The 15554-nt window shown below is 68.3% G+C and carries 17 protein-coding genes; 9 read left to right on the plus strand and 8 right to left on the minus strand.

The annotated features are described in order from the left end of the window. Positions 1-27: 27 nt before the first annotated feature. Entirely contained in the window at positions 28-1512 is a 1485-nt protein-coding gene (locus QNO14_RS12400; protein ID WP_257505547.1) for a lipase maturation factor family protein, read from the plus strand. Positions 1513-1594: 82 nt separating this feature from the next. On the opposite strand, the gene QNO14_RS12405 is transcribed toward QNO14_RS12400, so the two are convergent. Together QNO14_RS12405 and QNO14_RS12410 are read right to left on the minus strand one after the other, a co-directional pair. Further along, entirely contained in the window at positions 1595-2449 is an 855-nt protein-coding gene (locus QNO14_RS12405; RefSeq protein ID WP_257505549.1) for a DUF72 domain-containing protein, read from the minus strand. A gap of 101 nt (positions 2450-2550) precedes the next feature. Continuing rightward, on the minus strand, positions 2551-3225 hold the full coding sequence (locus QNO14_RS12410) for a hypothetical protein (protein WP_257505551.1): 675 nt from the start codon (positions 3223-3225) through the stop codon (positions 2551-2553). Positions 3226-3403: 178 nt separating this feature from the next. Here QNO14_RS12410 and QNO14_RS12415 point away from each other — a divergent pair, with 178 nt between their 5' ends. Beyond that, positions 3404-4132 carry a helix-turn-helix transcriptional regulator gene (locus QNO14_RS12415; protein WP_257493857.1) on the plus strand — a complete coding sequence of 243 codons (729 nt, stop codon included), beginning with the start codon at positions 3404-3406 and terminating at the stop codon, positions 4130-4132. Between the two features lie 80 nt (positions 4133-4212). On the opposite strand, the gene QNO14_RS12420 is transcribed toward QNO14_RS12415, so the two are convergent. Further along, positions 4213-4497 carry a GlsB/YeaQ/YmgE family stress response membrane protein gene (locus QNO14_RS12420; protein WP_257493858.1) on the minus strand — a complete coding sequence of 95 codons (285 nt, stop codon included), beginning with the start codon at positions 4495-4497 and terminating at the stop codon, positions 4213-4215. Positions 4498-4638: 141 nt separating this feature from the next. Between QNO14_RS12420 and QNO14_RS12425 the strand changes: the two genes are divergently transcribed. From QNO14_RS12425 to QNO14_RS12440, 4 genes are all read left to right on the plus strand, one after another. Further along, positions 4639-5310 carry a LuxR C-terminal-related transcriptional regulator gene (locus QNO14_RS12425; RefSeq protein WP_257505553.1) on the plus strand — a complete coding sequence of 224 codons (672 nt, stop codon included), beginning with the start codon at positions 4639-4641 and terminating at the stop codon, positions 5308-5310. 182 nt (positions 5311-5492) lie between these two features. Continuing rightward, entirely contained in the window at positions 5493-6287 is a 795-nt protein-coding gene (locus QNO14_RS12430; RefSeq protein WP_257505555.1) for a hypothetical protein, read from the plus strand. A gap of 130 nt (positions 6288-6417) precedes the next feature. Beyond that, positions 6418-8145, plus strand: a complete 1728-nt coding sequence (locus tag QNO14_RS12435; protein ID WP_257505556.1) for an acyl-CoA dehydrogenase family protein — start codon at positions 6418-6420, stop codon at positions 8143-8145. 74 nt (positions 8146-8219) lie between these two features. Further along, positions 8220-8789, plus strand: a complete 570-nt coding sequence (locus QNO14_RS12440) for a dihydrofolate reductase family protein (protein WP_257493862.1) — start codon at positions 8220-8222, stop codon at positions 8787-8789. Positions 8790-8808: 19 nt separating this feature from the next. Here QNO14_RS12440 and QNO14_RS12445 read toward each other — a convergent pair whose 3' ends face one another. Genes QNO14_RS12445 through QNO14_RS12455 form a run of 3 tightly spaced genes read right to left on the minus strand, consistent with a single transcriptional unit; the run spans position 8809 to position 10390 of the window. Then, positions 8809-9393: a P-loop NTPase family protein gene (locus tag QNO14_RS12445; RefSeq protein ID WP_257505557.1), complete on the minus strand. Its 585-nt coding sequence runs from the start codon at positions 9391-9393 to the stop codon at positions 8809-8811. A 58-nt stretch (positions 9394-9451) separates the two neighbouring features. Then, complete coding sequence (locus QNO14_RS12450) at positions 9452-9874, minus strand: organic hydroperoxide resistance protein (protein WP_257493864.1); 423 nt, start codon at positions 9872-9874, stop codon at positions 9452-9454. A gap of 51 nt (positions 9875-9925) precedes the next feature. Next, on the minus strand, positions 9926-10390 hold the full coding sequence (locus tag QNO14_RS12455; protein WP_374113933.1) for a MarR family winged helix-turn-helix transcriptional regulator: 465 nt from the start codon (positions 10388-10390) through the stop codon (positions 9926-9928). Between the two features lie 124 nt (positions 10391-10514). Here QNO14_RS12455 and QNO14_RS12460 point away from each other — a divergent pair, with 124 nt between their 5' ends. Both QNO14_RS12460 and zapE read left to right on the plus strand, forming a co-directional pair. Then, a complete protein-coding gene (locus tag QNO14_RS12460; protein WP_257505559.1) occupies positions 10515-11735 on the plus strand; it encodes an MFS transporter in 1221 nt (406 codons plus the stop codon). Between the two features lie 69 nt (positions 11736-11804). Next, positions 11805-12827 (plus strand): cell division protein ZapE, encoded by a 1023-nt coding sequence (zapE, locus tag QNO14_RS12465; RefSeq protein WP_257505560.1) that lies wholly within the window; start codon positions 11805-11807, stop codon positions 12825-12827. A 401-nt stretch (positions 12828-13228) separates the two neighbouring features. Here the strand turns inward: zapE and QNO14_RS12470 are convergent, their stop codons facing one another. Next, on the minus strand, positions 13229-13618 hold the full coding sequence (locus QNO14_RS12470) for a nuclear transport factor 2 family protein (RefSeq protein ID WP_257505562.1): 390 nt from the start codon (positions 13616-13618) through the stop codon (positions 13229-13231). 413 nt (positions 13619-14031) lie between these two features. Between QNO14_RS12470 and QNO14_RS12475 the strand changes: the two genes are divergently transcribed. Next, a complete protein-coding gene (locus QNO14_RS12475; protein ID WP_257505563.1) occupies positions 14032-15333 on the plus strand; it encodes an HNH endonuclease signature motif containing protein in 1302 nt (433 codons plus the stop codon). On the opposite strand, the gene QNO14_RS12480 is transcribed toward QNO14_RS12475, so the two are convergent. Next, complete coding sequence (locus tag QNO14_RS12480) at positions 15330-15551, minus strand: hypothetical protein (protein WP_257505564.1); 222 nt, start codon at positions 15549-15551, stop codon at positions 15330-15332. The genes QNO14_RS12475 and QNO14_RS12480 overlap by 4 nt on opposite strands. Between the last annotated feature and the right edge of the window lie 3 nt (positions 15552-15554).

The raw sequence follows: 15554 nt of genomic DNA on the forward strand, positions 1-15554 counted from the left end.
CGAACCGCCCGGCCGTAGCGTCGGGTCATGCAGGGTTTCGCGGCGGTCGACTTCGAGTTCGCCCGGCAGGTGCTGCAGCGGGGCATCGCCGCCCTGTACTTCGTGGCCTTCCTGTCGTCGCTCAATCAGTTCCGCGCGCTGCTCGGCGAGCGGGGGCTGCTGCCGGCGCCGGACCTGCTGCGCTGGGTGGCAGCCTCTCCCCGGCGCGCCCGCATGGTGGGACCGACGCTCTTCCGCCGCGTGCGCTACACCGACCGCCGCCTGGCCGGTCTGTGCGTCGCGGGCCTGATCGTGAGCGCGGCCCTGGTGGCCGGCATCCCCCAGCTCGCCCCGCCGTGGGTGCCGATGCTGTGCTTCCTGCTGCTGTGGCTGGGTTACATGTCGGTGGTGAGCATCGGCCAGACCTTCTACGGGTTCGGGTGGGAGATGCTGCTGCTCGAGGCCGGGTTCCTCGCGGCGTTCCTCGGTTCGAACGACCAGCCCCCGTCGACCGTCGTGATCGTGCTCTTCTGGTGGCTGCTGTTCCGGCTGGAGTTCGGCGCCGGCATGATCAAGATCCGGGGCGGGCGGGAGTGGCGGGACCTCACGGCCCTCACCTACCACCACGAGACCCAGCCGATGCCGGGGCCGCTCAGCCGGCAGGCGCACCTGCTCCCCCGGTGGTTCCACAAGCTGGAGGTGCTGGGCAACCACTTCTCGCAGCTGGTGGTGCCCTGGTTCCTCTTCGCTCCGCTTCTAGGACTGTGGATTCCGGGTCCGGTGCCGGCCGTCGTCGGCACGGTCGCCGGCGCCGTCGTCATCGCGACGCAGCTGTGGCTCGTCCTCACCGGAAACTTCGCGTGGCTCAACTGGGCGACGATCGTGCTGGGGTTCTCGGCGGTGTCCTGGCCGGGGTGGGGTGCGAGTGCGGCATCCGACCCGCCCTGGATCATCGACGGGCTGCCCCTGTACTGGCTGGTGGTCACCTGCGCGGTGGGCCTGCTCTACGTCGTGATCAGCTGGCCGGCGCTGCGCAACCTCTTCGCCCACCGGCAGCTGATGAACGCGAGCTTCAACCGCTGGCAGCTCGCCAATGCGTACGGGGCATTCGGCACCGTGACGAAGACGCGTGTCGAGTACGTGATCGAGGCGACGATGGATGCCGACCCGGGCGAGGCCACCTGGAGCGAGTACGCGTTCAAGGGCAAGCCGGGCGACGTGCGGCGGATCCCCCGGCAGTACGCGCCCTATCACCTGCGGCTGGACTGGCTCATGTGGTTCCTCCCTCTCGGGCGGTCGCTCGAGGACTGGTTCACGGTGCTGCTCGTGCGGCTGCTCGAAGCGGATGCGGCGACCCTCAAGCTGCTGCGCCGCGCGCCGTTCGGCGGCGACCGCCCGACGTGGGTGCGCGTCGTGTCGTACCGCTACCGGTTCGCCACGCACGCCGAATACCGACGCGATCGGGTGCGCTGGGTGCGGGACCAGCGCCGGGTGCTCGTGCGGCCGGTGTCGCTGTCGGCGCTGTCCCGCTGAGGCGGGCGGCTGCCGGGATCTTCCGGGGTCGTTCGTTGCGGGGCCCTACGTTGCGGCGACAGGAGGGCGGATGCCGGGGGTGCTACCGGCCCGCCGGCGCGTCGCCGACCCGGCGCGCCAGGCCGACCGCGTCGTGCGGGGCGTGGCCGCGGGCGTCGTTGTCGAAGTAGACGTGCACGTCCCGGGGTTCACCGTCGGGGGTGGCCTCGCCGCTCGTCCAACCGGCGATGCGAGCGGCCCAGCCGTCGAGCTGCGGGTCGGTGTAGCCGCTCGTATACAGATCCTCCGCGCCGTGCAGGCGCACGTACACGAACGATCCCGTGACCTCGCCGAAGTCCGGGAACCTGCCTGCGGTGTCGGCCACGACCAGCGCGACGTCGTGGTCACGCAGGATGGGGGCGACCGCGGCATCCTCGAAGCTGGGTGACCGGGGCTCGAACGCGTACCGGATCGGGGTGTCGTTCTCGATCTGGAGCCAGTCGCGTCCGTCGAGCCGCTCGTCGTGCCGCCGCGCGAGCTCCAGTGCCGCGCCCGTCGTGCGCGGCAGCGCAGTGAGGAACTGCTCGAGCGTCTCGGGATCGAACTGCTCCCGCTCCGGCAGCTGCCAGAGGATGGGACCGAGCTGCTCCCCCAGCGCCAGCACGCCCGAGGCGAAGAAGTTCGCCAGCGCCACGTCGATGCCCCGCAGCCGCAGCATGTGGGTGATGTAGCGGGAACCCTTCACCGCGAAGACGAAGTCGTCGGGCACGGCCTGACGCCACCGCTGATAGCTCGTCGGGCGCTGCAGCGAGTAGAAGGACCCATTGAGCTCGAGCGTCGACATCTGCTCGCCGACGTACTGCAGCTCACGGGCCTGGGCCAGCCCCTTCGGGTAGAAATCCCCCCGCCAGCTCGGGTAGCGCCACCCCGAGATTCCCACGCGGACGCGTCCCGCCATGCCGCCCTCCCTCCGTCGCCGCACGATCATCCTAGGAACGACGGCGGTCTTCCTCCCGGGATGCTGGTCGGACAGCGTCCCTCAGAGAGGGGGAAGGGCAGCTAGAGCGGCCATCCGGTCGCGTCGGGTCGGACGGCCGCGTCGGAGCAGTAGTCCGCGTAGAGCGAGAAGGGAGCGAATCCGCCGCGGATCCTCGCCACACGGGAGTCAGGGCCGAGCTCGTAAGCCAGGTGCATACTGCCTTCTGTTGCTCCGCTGTCATCGACCACCGCGACGACCATTCCACCGGACGGCGTGAGGGGCTGCTCGTAAGCCTCGAGTGCTTCTTCGCCGTGGGCCTCGATCACGGCGTCGAGCGGATCGCCGATGCGGATGCCGGCGGATGAGACGACGTCGCTGCGGTCCGTCACGAAGGCCATGATGCCGCTGCTCCCCGCGTCCACGGCCGCAGCGATACCCTCGCTCTCCCAGATGGCGAGAGAGCAATGCTCCGTCTGAGGCGCGAGGAACGACGTCCCGAGGACCTCCTCCACCTCGGTGACGGAGAGGTCGAGCACGTCCCGATGGAAAGCGAACTGCGCCAGACCGTCTTGACTGATCACGAGAGCGTCGTCCGGCGTGGGCGGGTCGGGCAGCGGCTCGGGCGACTCGGTGGACTCGGTGGACTCGGTGGGGTCTGGTGGGGCGGGTGGCGTCACCGGGTCGCCATTGCATCCGGTCGTCAGCAGCAGCAATCCCATTGCGGCGGCAACCGTCGCCTGTCGCCCTGCACGCATGCGCTTCACCTTTCACCCCTGTACCCGTACGAGTAGTGTTCTGCGGCAGCGGGGGCGGCACCATGCGCAATTCTGCGTAGTGCCGATGGGCGTACCGGGAGTCCGTATGGAAACGACCGCGGTGGGTGATCTGCGCGGGGCGTTGAACGTGGCGCAGACAGCGGCCGAATGCACGCGCATGACCGAGGTGCAAGAGCAGCTGTTGCCGGCCCTCGTCCGCCTCATCGGTGCTCAGCTCGCGATCTACCACGAGGCACGGCTCACGGCTTTGAACGGCGAGTACACGCAGGTGGACGTCGTGTGGCCCGACCCGCGCGCCGTATCCACCGCAATGGTGGACTTCGGCGCCGTGGCAGCCGATTCGCCGGTCATCGCCCACGTCGCCAAGCGACCGGATTCTCACACTGTGGTGCTTCGGCAGCTCGTCTCCCGACGCGAGTGGCATGCGAGTCCGGCTTATGACACATGCCTTCGTCACCTGGGAATCGAGGACCAGGTCGCGCAGGTGCTGTACAGCAAGGACGACGCGACCCACGGTCTCACCCTCAGCAGATCGTCAGCGGACTTCGGTCCGCGGGAGTCGCAACTGGTGCGTCTCCTGGCTCCACACGTGTCGTCAGCCATCCGTCGGGCACGGGGTTCCGGCGTGGGCTACGAAGCGGTCGTCATCACCCCGCAGCCTCGGATCCAGTGGGTGCACCCAGCCATCCCGTCGGCGGGGTCGCTGACGCGGCGCGAGCGGGAGGTGATCGTCTTGGCGGCGCGTGGGCTCACCAACAGGGAGGTCGCGGGAATGCTCAACATCGCGCCGCGCACGGTCGACAAACATCTCGAGAACGCCTACCGGCGGCTCGGCGTGAGCAACCGAGTCGAGGCTGCGCTCGAGACCGAAGCCCTGCGGCCCTAGACGCCAAGCGCCCCGCGTCCTGCACGGACGCGGGGCGCTTCTTCACGATTGCAGCGCGGCTTTTCGCGCTGACCGTCAGATCAGGAGCGGCGCGAAGAGCGGCTGCGGCCCTTGACCATCCCGTAGACGAGCAGCGCGATGATCGCACCGATGATCGAGCCGATGATGCCGGCGGGCTGGAAGAAGCCGTCGGTTGCGTCCTGTCCGAAGAGCAGGAAGCCGAGGAACCCGCCGACGAACGAGCCGACGATCCCGAGGACGATGGTCATGAGCAGGCTCATGTCCTGCTTGCCCGGGACGACGGCGCGGGCGATGAATCCGGCGATCAGGCCGATGACGATGATGCTGATGATGAGACCGAGCATGATTGCTCCTCTTCTTGAACGCCCAGGGACGTATAGGGTCGGGCACCGTTCGGTGCTCGGGATGCCGCAGTCCGCGACAACACCTCATTTGACCACCCCTCGGGGTGTGGCGTCACACCCCTGGGGGTGAAAAGCTGAGGCATGGTATTGTCCCGGGACTCGCGGCCCATCACCGTCGCCCTCGTCGACGACTATGACGTGGTGCTGAAAGGGCTGGCGCATCTGTTCGACGACTACCGCGACCGCGTTGTGATCGCGGAGATCGACGCGAACCAGGGGGTGAGTGATCCGGTCGATGTCGTCCTGTACGACTCCTTCGCACAGCCGGAGTCCGACCACCAGGAGATCTCCGAGCTCATCAAGAACCCGCGCGCCCGACGCGTCGTGGTGTACACCTGGAATTTCCACGCCGAACTCATCGAGTCGGCTCGTCGGCAAGGGGTGCACGGGTACCTCTCGAAGACCTTGACCGCGGCCCAGCTGGTCGCCGCGATCGAGGCGGTACACTCCGGTGAGGTCGTCATCAGCGACCAGAGCCGCCGGGCGCCAAGCGCCCCGGGTCTCGAGTGGCCGGGACGCCTCGAGGGCATCACCGATCGCGAGTCCGAGATCCTCGCGCTCATCACCCAGGGCAAGAGCAACGCCGACGTCGCCCGCCTCACCTACCTCAGCCCGAACACCGTCAAGTCCTACATCCGGTCCGTCTACCGCAAGATCGGCGCGACGAGCCGCACCCAAGCCGTGCTCTACGGCGTCCGCCACGGATTCACGCCCGACACCCACCGCATCGAGCACTGGATGGGCGGGCCGTGACGGCGGCGGCGCAGCCGATGCGCGCGTAAGCACCCCCGTTTCCTGCCGCTCCTCTCTGGGTCGCGGCTCCTTCGCCAGAAATGTATGGAGAGAACGTGTCGAAGACACAGACAGACCCCCGCCCGAAACAGCCGCACCGCCCGTCGGCGCGACGCTCATCGAGCCCGCCACGATGGACGAGCGTGGTGACCACCATCGGCGTCGTCCTCGCCGCGATCGGAGCGCTCGGCGTAGGCGCGCTTCTGCTCTTCTTCTCACGCGTCACAACGATCGAGACCTGGCAGACGGACGTCGTCGTTCCGGGCGGATTCCTCGGACTCTCCCCCTCCGAGATCGAAGCGGCAGTGCTCCTCATCGCCCTCCCCGGTGGCCTCTTCCTCCTGGCCTTGTGCTTCATCGGCACCGGACGAGTCATGCGCGGTGCTGTGGGCGTGCGCGATACGACGGGGTCGGCCAGCGGCAGTGTCGTGTCGTACAACACAGTGATGGAGCCGCGACTGCATCTTCTCTGGCTCGGCGTCGCCCTGGCGTTCTGGATCCTCTTGATCCTCGTCCCCGCCGTCAGCGCCCTCCTCGGCGGATGGCCGATCACCGTCGACGACATGCCGCAGGGATACGTGTGGGCGCTGCTCGGGCTCTATGGCGGGTTGGCAGCGGCAATTGCCGGCGTGCTGCTCACCTCGTTTCTCAAGAAGCGTCGATACGCCGCGATGCATGCCGCGGAGGATGAGCGGCTGCTGCAGCCGCCCAGCGGTTTCTGGCGCTGGATGACCTTCCGGTGGCGGTTCGACCTGTGGCTCGCCGCAGCCGGTGGGGCGTTGGCGGGGCTGTCCGCCGTCATCCTGCCCTTCGGCGAGGTGACCACCTTCGTCGCCCTCCTGGCCGGCGGCATCCTGCTGCTCGCGCTCGGCGTGTGGTGCGCGGCGCAGTACTGGCGCGCCGGGGTCCCGCTCGGTTTCGCCGAGTCGTACGCGTAGACCACAGCGGAGCCGCGGGGGAACCGAGGACCGCGGTGACGCTTCCCGAGCGCATCCCGCCCCGCGATACTGAAACCCAGTGCCGCGTAGACTGAACCCCAGTTTCATCTCTCGAGCACTGGAGTCCGTCATGGCTGACGCGTCCGCATACACGCCGCCCGTCGAGGACTACGCGTTCCTCTTCGCCGACGCCTTCGGTCAGGACCTCGTCGCGCGCGCCACCGGCGGAGAGCTCACCGCCGAGGACGCGACGGACATCATCGCGGGAGCGGGCGAGTTCGCCGCCTCGGTCATCGCGCCGCTCGACGTCGCCGGCGACCGGATCGGCGCGCGACTGGAAGACGGTCAAGTGCGCCTGCCCGAGGGGTTCGCCGCGGCATACCGGGCGTTCGTCGAGGCGGGCTGGGTCACCGCCGAGGCTCCCGTCTCCGCCGGGGGCGACGGGCTTCCCGGCGCCGTGCGTGCGGGACTCGGTGAGATCTGGAACGCCTCGAACGCGGCGTTCGCGCTCTGCTGGCTGCTCACTTCCGGTCAGATCCACGCGCTGGATGCCGCGGCATCCGACCGCATCCGCGAGACGTACCTGTCGAAGCTCGTCTCGGGCGAGTGGACCGGCACGATGAACCTCACCGAGCCGGATGCCGGCACCGACCTCGGCGCGATCCGCACGACGGCGACGCCGCGGGACGACGGCAGCTGGGCGATCCGCGGCCAGAAGATCTTCATCACGTGGGGCGACCACGACATCGCCGAGAACATCGTGCACCTGGTGCTCGCCCGCACCCCCGGTGCGCCCGACGGCGCGAAGGGGCTCTCGCTGTTCGTCGCGCCGAAGGTCCTCGTGAACGACGACGGGTCGCTCGGCGAGCGCAACGCCATCACCACCGTCGCGATCGAGCACAAGCTCGGCATCCACGGCAGCCCCACCTGCGTGCTCGCCTACGAAGACGCCACCGGCTACCTCGTCGGCGAGGTGGGCGGCGGGCTTGCGGGCATGTTCGTCATGATGAATTCCGCGCGCGCGGGCATGGGGTTCCAGGCGACGGGCATCGCTGATCGCGCCTACCAGCGCGCCGCGGCCTATGCGGCCGACCGCCTGCAGGGCGGCGTGCTCCAGCGCCCCGCCGGCACGCCGATCGCCGAGCACCCCGACGTCCGGCGCCTGCTGCTGTCGATGTCGAGCAAGATCTTCGCGATGCGCGCCCTCGGCGTGTACGTCGGCGACCTGCTCGATCGAGCCGACACCGACGACTCCGTGGTGAAGCTGGCCGAGTTCTTCGTGCCCATCCTCAAGGGCTGGACGACGGAGGATGCCATCACCGTCACGAGCGATGCCATCCAGGTGCAGGGCGGTATGGGCTTCATCGAAGAGACCGGCGCCGCGCAGCACTACCGCGATGTGCGCATCACCCCGATCTACGAGGGCACGACCGCGATCCAGTCGAACGACCTCGTCGGCCGCAAGGTGCTGCGCGACGGCGGCGCCACCGCGTCGGGGCTGTTCGACCGGATCGATGAGACCGTGGCGGGCCTGCGCACATTCGAGCACCCCGTCGCGGCGCGCACCGCCGACCGGCTGGAACGGGCCCTCGCGGCATCCCGGCGTGCGACCGCCGACCTGCTCGGCTTCGCCTCGTCGCCGCGCGACGCCTACGCCGTCAGCGTGCCGTACCTCATGCTGCTCGGCACCCTCGCGGGCGGCTGGATGCACGCGCTCGCCGCCGCCGCCGTTCTCGCGCGCGGCACGGTGTCGGAGACGGATGCCGCACGCCTGACGTCCGCGGACTTCTACGGTTCACACCACCTCCCCCGCGTGCACGCGCTGGCCGAGACGGTCGCGGGCGGCGAGATCGGGTGACGGCGGCGGGTCTTCGGGATTAGCCTGACTTCCGTCCGGCGAACCCGCGGCGCTCATCAAGGGAGAGCGACGAGATGAGACCCCTTCGATACTCGATCAACATCACGCTCGACGGTTGCTGCCATCACGAGGCGGGGCTCGCGCCGGACGAGGAGTCGATGCGCTACTGGACCGCTGAGATGCAGCGCGCCGACGCCCTGCTCTTCGGCCGGGTGACCTACGAAATGATGGAGTCGGCCTGGCGCAAGCCGGCCGCGGGCGCGTGGCCCGACTGGATGACCGAGCGGGACCTCCCCTTCGCCGAGAGCATCGACCGGGCGAAGAAGTACGTGGTGTCCAGCACGCTGAGCGAGGTCGACTGGAACGCCGAGCTGGTGCGCTCCGACCTGGCGCGAGCGGTCCAGCAGCTCAAGCACGAGCCGGGCAAGGGCCTCTGGGTGGGCGGCGTGACACTCCCGCGGGCGCTGGCGGATCTTGGGCTGATCGACGAATACGAGTTCCTCGTGCAGCCGGTGGTTGCCGGACACGGGCCGACGTTGCTCGCCGGTCTGCGCGAGCGCATCCAGCTCGAGCTCATCGGCCGTCATGATTTCCGGTCGGGGGCTGTCGCCCTGCGGTACCGGCCCACGCGCTCTCGGGCGTGAAGCAGCCCACTGCCCTACGTCACGTCGGGCGCGCCGATCGACCGACAGCATGAGTGAGCGGACCCCTCACCCAGCGCTCGACCTCGCGTTGCGAGCCCAACCGCACGACCGCAAGGCCGGGAAAGTCGGCTCCCAGCTGCGGAACGATGTCGCGGTACTTGTGTCGCGTCGAGATCGCCCACCGCGCGATGTGCTCGGGGTCGGTCAAGACCTGCCGGAACGGCGGCTCGATGTTGCCGTTCCACAGCTCCTCGCGGCTCCGTCTGCGGCGGACGGTGCGGCGAACCAATCGCGGGTAAGTCACTGTCCAGAAGGGCAGATCGAGCCACACCAGTAGATCAGCGCGGGCTGCCAGCAACGCGCGGACGTTGCGATACTGCCACTCCGTCACCCACGAGTCCTGCGCCACGAGGCCGCGCACATCGGCGAGGAACTCGGGTCGCGGCGTCCAATCCGGCCCGTGGAAGAGCGCGTCGATCTCGGTATGAGGCACATGGGCGATATCGGCGACCCGGTGCGCGAGGGTCGTCTTGCCGACACCGGCGACCCCCGCGATCAGGATGCGGCGAGGGCAGCGCGGGAGCGGATCCACGGAGGTCAGCACGCGACGATGCTATGGCGCCTCGTGCTGGTGTGCCCACGATCGTGATGCGAGGGTCGGCTCAGTCCTCGACGACCCGCACGATGACCTCGATATTGCCCCGCGTCGCGTTGGAGTACGGGCAGACCAGATGTGCGGCATCCGCCAGCGCCTGAGCCTGCTCCGCGGGCACGTCGGGAATGACGACCTCGAGCTCGACGGCCAGACCGAAGCCCCCCTCTCCGTTGGAGCCGATGCGCACGCGCGCACCCACACTCGTGTCGTGCACCGCGACCTTCTCATGGCGAGCGACACTCAACAGGGCGCTGTGGAAGCACGCCGCGTAGCCTGCCGCGAAGAGCAACTCCGGGTTGAGCGCGCCTCCCGCACCGCCCATCTCCTTCGGCACGCGAACGTCGACGTTGAGCATGCCGTCGGCAGTGGCGACGTGGCCGTTGCGTCCGTCTCCTGTGGCGAGGGCCTCAGCGGTGTAGATCGTTTCCATGGGAGTCTTCCTTCGATGGGGGATGGGCGTCGGGAGAATGCGCGACGGAGGTCAGCGGGATGCCGCGATGTTCGACGCCTCCACCGCGTCGGTGTACGCGCGGAGGTTCGCGACCAGGGCCTGCGCGGTGGCGGGCGACACCGACATGCAGCGGAAGACCTCGCCCGGCACGTGCGCGAGTTCGGTGCGCAGTGCGCGGCCGGATTCGGTGAGGCCGATCGTGACGACTCGGGCATCCTCGCTCGATCGCGTGCGGGCGACGTGCCCCAGCTTCTCGAGACGAGTGAGCAGGGGCGACAGCGTTCCCGAATCCAACGCCAGGTCGCTGCCCAGGTCGCTCACGGTGAGCGGGCCGCGCTCCCAGAGCTCGAGCAGCACGAGGTACTGCGGGTACGTGAGACCCCAGGGCTTCAGCAGACGGCGGTACACCTGGGTCGTCGCGCGGCTGGCGGCATAGAGGGAGAAGCACAGCATCCCATCGATAGCCCGCTCGCCGGTGTGCTGCGTGTCGGTCACAGGTAAAGCATGGCACGCAATTGAGTTGTGCACAATGCATTGTTGCAACGGCCGGGTCAGCGAACTGTCGTGCGCACTCAAGCCGTCGCGTTGCACGGCGCGGCAGGCGCGATACTGGGGGGCGATGTCAGACGAGCGAGGGCGACGAAGCGCGGGGTTCCGGCGATTCTGGGCCGCCAACACGCTCAGCGCGTTCGGGTCCACTGCCACGGCCGTGGCCTTGCCCGTGCTCGTCGTCCAAGGACTCCACGCCGACCCCATCGAGGTCGGCATCGTCAATGCCGCGCAGTTCGTTCCCTATGCGCTCTTCGGACTGATCGCCGGCGTCTACGTCGACAGGTGGCGTCGACGTCGCACCTTGGTGGTGGCCAGCATGGGGCGCGCACTCGCCCTGGGCATGATCCCCCTCCTGTGGGCGCTCGGCTGGCTGTCGATCTCGACCCTCGTGGCGCTGCTGCTCCTCTTCGGCGCCTTCTCCGTGTTCGGCTTCGCGGCGTCGCAATCGCTACCGCCTCGCCTGGTCGCCCGGGACCGCCTGCTGCGCGCCAACGCGCAACTCGATCAGGGCGAAGCTGCCGCGCAGACGCTCGGTCCGACGCTCGCCGGCCTGCTCGTGCGGTGGCTCGGAGCGCCGATGGCTCTGCTGATCGACGCCGTGACCTACGTCGTTGACGCCATCCTCGTCGCAAGCATCCGGATCGAGGAGAAGCCCTCCCGCACAAGGGGACTCGTGTTCCGGGACATGCGCGAGGGGCTGGATGCCACATATCGGCATCCCGTCTTGCTGCCGCTCTCGCTCTCGACCCACGTCTGGTTCATCGCGAACGCAGCGTCACTGACGATTCTGTCGCTGTTCGTCCTCCGCACCCTCGAGCTCGGCGCAGCGCTGTTCGGCCTCCTCCTCTCGACCGTCGGCGCCGCGACGCTCATCGGGGCGTCATTCGCCGAACGGCTCGGCATCCGCCTCGGAGAGGGCGCGGCGATCACGATCGCACGACTGATCTATCCCCTGGCCTGGATCACTGTCGGCGTCGTTCCGTTGATGTCTGGACTGGCCGGGATCGTTCTCCTGTTCGCCGCTCTGGCAGCCGGCGGCCTTGCGGGCGGTGTCGAGAACGCCAACGAAATGAGCTACCGGCAGCGAGCCGTGCCTGACGGGCTGCTTGGCCGCGTCAATGCCACGGGGCGATCGGTCAACCGCACCGCAGGAGCCGTTGGAGCGGTCGCGGGCGGGCTGCTCGCATCCGCCCTCGGGGTGGCCGAGTCGATCTGGATCGTCGCCGCCGTGTTCGCCGTCGCCGCCCTCATTGCAGTCCTCTCACCGTTGCGCTCCGCCCGCGCCTGAGGGCCGTTGCTCGGACGACCAGAACCTGTCAGTCCTCGACGCCATGTGGGCGTGTGGCACTCTCAAGGAGTGCGATCGAAGGACAGGCTCGTTGTCGGTGTCGAGAAAGCGGCAGCCCGCAATGGCTTCGCTCTCGACGCCGGTCAGCAAGCGTTACTCGAGCGGATGGCGACTCTCGGCGCGGATCTCGATCGCAGCTCCCTGCGGCGCTCGTCGACGCGCAGCCTCTACATTCATGGCGATGCCGGGCGAGGCAAGTCCTGGCTCGCTGACGCCTTCTATGCGGAGCTCCCGTTGGCCCAGAAGACCCGCGTGCATTTCCATGGCTTCTTCGACGAACTGCACCGCAGCATCCACGATCACCGAATCGAACGAGACGCCGTCGAACGCGCGATCGACGACATCACACAGAACAGCCGCCTGCTCTTCTTTGACGAGCTCCACGTCCATGACGCCGGCGACGCCCGACTCCTCACCCGCCTTCTCGATCATGTCTTTCAGCGCGGCCTGACCGTACTCGCGACCTCCAACTACGCCCCGGACGACCTACTCCCGAATCCGATCTGGCACCACATGTTCGAGCCCGGTATCGCGCTCATCAAGACACACATGGACGTGTGGAACCTCGCCGGCCCCGTCGACTATCGCAGCATCAATGAAGAGCACGACCACGGCTTCGCCGCCGGCAGCTGGACGATGGCACCCGCCCGTTCCGCCGCGCCTGAACAGCAGACCCTCACTGTCGTGAAGGGACGAGCATTCACGGTGACGTCAGCCGACGACGGCGAGTTGGTCGCCACGTTCGACCAGCTGTGCTCGGCAGCGACCTCGACTGTTGAGTACCTGAACTGGGCACAGTCCTTCTCCCGGTGGGCCATCACCGACATACCCTCATTTGGGACAGTCGACGCCGAGGCTCAACAGCGCTTCATCAACGTCATCGACGTGCTGGTAGACGCCGACATACCAGTGCGATTCTCCTCGACGGTCGATCTGTCCGGCTTCCTCGCGGACGTATCCACACGGCCCGATGCCTTCCGCATGGCGAGCCGCCTCCAACTCCTCGAGACCACTACCCGATCGAGTTGCTGACATCTCATGGCACCCGGGGCGGCTCGATGGCGCCACTGACAACCTGCATGGCAGCGCTGACAAAGCGCATGGCCGCGGTGTTCGACGCCACGCACTTTGTCAGCGCGGAGCTCCGCAGTCCCGCGGAAACTCACCTCCGCTCAGTGGCGGCAGCGAATGACTCGTGCCACGCAACTTGTCAGTAGTCGAAGCCGCAGAGATTCGGCGTCCGGTCTCTAATCTCGGTTCCGAATCGCCGAGTCAAGCGAGCTCATGAGTTGTGAAACTCGTGAACTGCCAGACGGAGCGAGCGGATACCGACGAAGCACTTCGGGCACTGGCGGAGTCCGGCGTCTGTTGCAGGGGCGGTCCCCTCCGGAAATGCGGCACGATAAAGGGTGTCTCGCCAGCGTCTCCGCGGCCTACCCGGTCCCGGCGGCGGGCGTGACGTGGCTGTGCGCGCACAGCCAGCGAGTGTCGTCGCGCACGAATACGTCCGTGGTCCATTCGTCCGCGTGGAAGGAAGCCCCGCCGAAGTGCGCGGTGTTGACTACCCGGGCAACGACGATCGCGACGTCGTCGTGCAACCGGACGTCCACGGGACCTATCGCGCGCATGACGGAATGGGTGAGCGCACCTGAGCGCACCAGGTCGAGGAACACCTGCCTCGTGGTGACGCCGTCACCGTCGATCAGCCTCCATTCGGGGTGCAGGCAGGAGGCGATGCGGTCGGCGTCGTTCGACACGATCGCCTCGGCAAACAGCGCGGCGATCACTCCGATGTCGGCTGCGCCCTCGTCCAGGCTCGTCACCCACTCACGCTAACCCTGTCCGCACTTATGTGCTGCAGATCGGCTGCGGAAAACTACAGGGCAGCTGACAACTTCGGTGTCGCTGAACAGGACACGGCCGCCGAAGTGATCACAGAAAGGTAACGACGCACCCTTGTGCCCCGTTATCTTTCCGTTATAGAGTGCTCGCACGGTAGTTGTTTTGCTGTGGCAGCTACCGGCATGTGATTGCAGGACACTCTTGGTGCAGGGACAAGGGCCGGTCGGAAGCCTCTCCGACCGGCCCTTACTCTTGCCCGCTCGATCTCGACCCGCAGGTCGCTCAGCGTCTCCGACTTCTCCACGGGCGACCCTCTCCAGGAGTTATCCACAATGCCTCGCAGACCTGGGGTTTAAGCCCGGCCAATGTCGGAGGTTCGCACGAGAATAGGGGCATGAACAGCTCCCCAGCCACCACCTCGGATGCCGCGCTCGCGACGTCCGACGTCGTGGCGGAGATGATCGACACCGACCGGCAGATCGCGGCGTTGCAGGCCCGGCAGCTGGCGCTTCTGGGGCGAGCGGGCGCGATCGCGGCAGAACAGACCGCACGCATCCCGATCAGCGCGCAGCGTGAGCGGGAAATGCCGTTGCGATCCATCGCCGCCGAGATCGGTGCGGCGCTGCGGCGTTCCGACCGGGGCATGCAGAACCGCATCCACGAGGCGACCACCGTGCTCGCGCAGTTCCCGAGCACGGTGCAGTCGTTGCGGGAGGGCCGGATCGACATCGCCCACCTGCGGGTGATCGGCGAGGCGGGATCCCGGCTCACCGATCCGCAGACACGGGCGATCTTCGAGCAGGCAGCGCTGGTGGTCGCGGAGCGCGAGACCGCGGGGCGCGCGAAGCCGATCATCACGATGCTCGCCCATCGCATCGACCCCGTTCCGTCGGCAGACCGGCACGCGACGGCGGCGGCCGGCCGCCGGGTCTGGGTGCGGGATCTCGACGACGGCATGGCAGAAGTGGTCGCGCTGTTGCCGGCGCCCCTCGCGCACGGCATCCGGGACCGCGTCACCCAGTACGCGCGCACGCTCCTCGAGCAGGCGAACAGCGGCGACGACCATGACTCCGCTCCTGCGGACACCCGCACGATGGACCAACGCCGCGCAGACGTCTTCACCGACCTGCTGCTCACCGGCCATGCCAGCGCCGCGGAGTCCGACGGCACGCTCTGTGAGACCGACGCGATCGTGGCACGCATCCAGGTGACCGTTCCGGCTGCGGCTCTCGCCGGACGAGAGGTGCCGGCGAGCCTCCAGGGCCACGGCCCGATCGACGCGGGCTCGGCCCGGCATTACGCGTCCGTGGCCACGGCGTGGGACCGACTGTTCCTCGACACCGCAACCGGGAGCATCCAGGACACCGACCGGTATCGTCCCTCCCGCGCCCAGCGCCGACTGCTGCGCGGCCGCGACGAGCACTGCCGGTTTCCCGGCTGCCGGGCGGCGGTGTGGGTGTGCGACATCGACCACACGATCGACTTCGCCCGCGGCGGCCCCACCCGGCCGTGCAACCTCGCCCATCTGTGCAAACGGCATCACACGCTCAAACACCACACCGCGTGGTCGGTCGAACAGCGGCCCGATGGGATGCTGGTGTGGACCAGCCCCACCGGTCGTGTGTATTCCGACATCCCGCAGCGCGTTCTCGAGTTCAGCGCCGCGACCCGCAGCGGCGCACCGCCACCGTTCTAGGGAACTGCTTTGCGCTCAGCCTCGCGCAGCCGTAAGGCGATCGCGGCGTACCCCGACGACCACACCACCATGACAGCGGCGAATCCGCTGCCGGCGCCGACCAGCAGCGCCGACTTCCCGTCGAGCAAGCCGGCGACGAAGATCGCGACGAGCAACGCAAGCACGAGGCCGGCTGCGATGCTGATCCGGCGCAGCACTGCGCGACGCCACGGCCCCATCGG

Source organism: Microbacterium sp. zg-Y625, from assembly GCF_030246925.1.
Lineage (GTDB): Bacteria > Actinomycetota > Actinomycetes > Actinomycetales > Microbacteriaceae > Microbacterium > Microbacterium jiangjiandongii.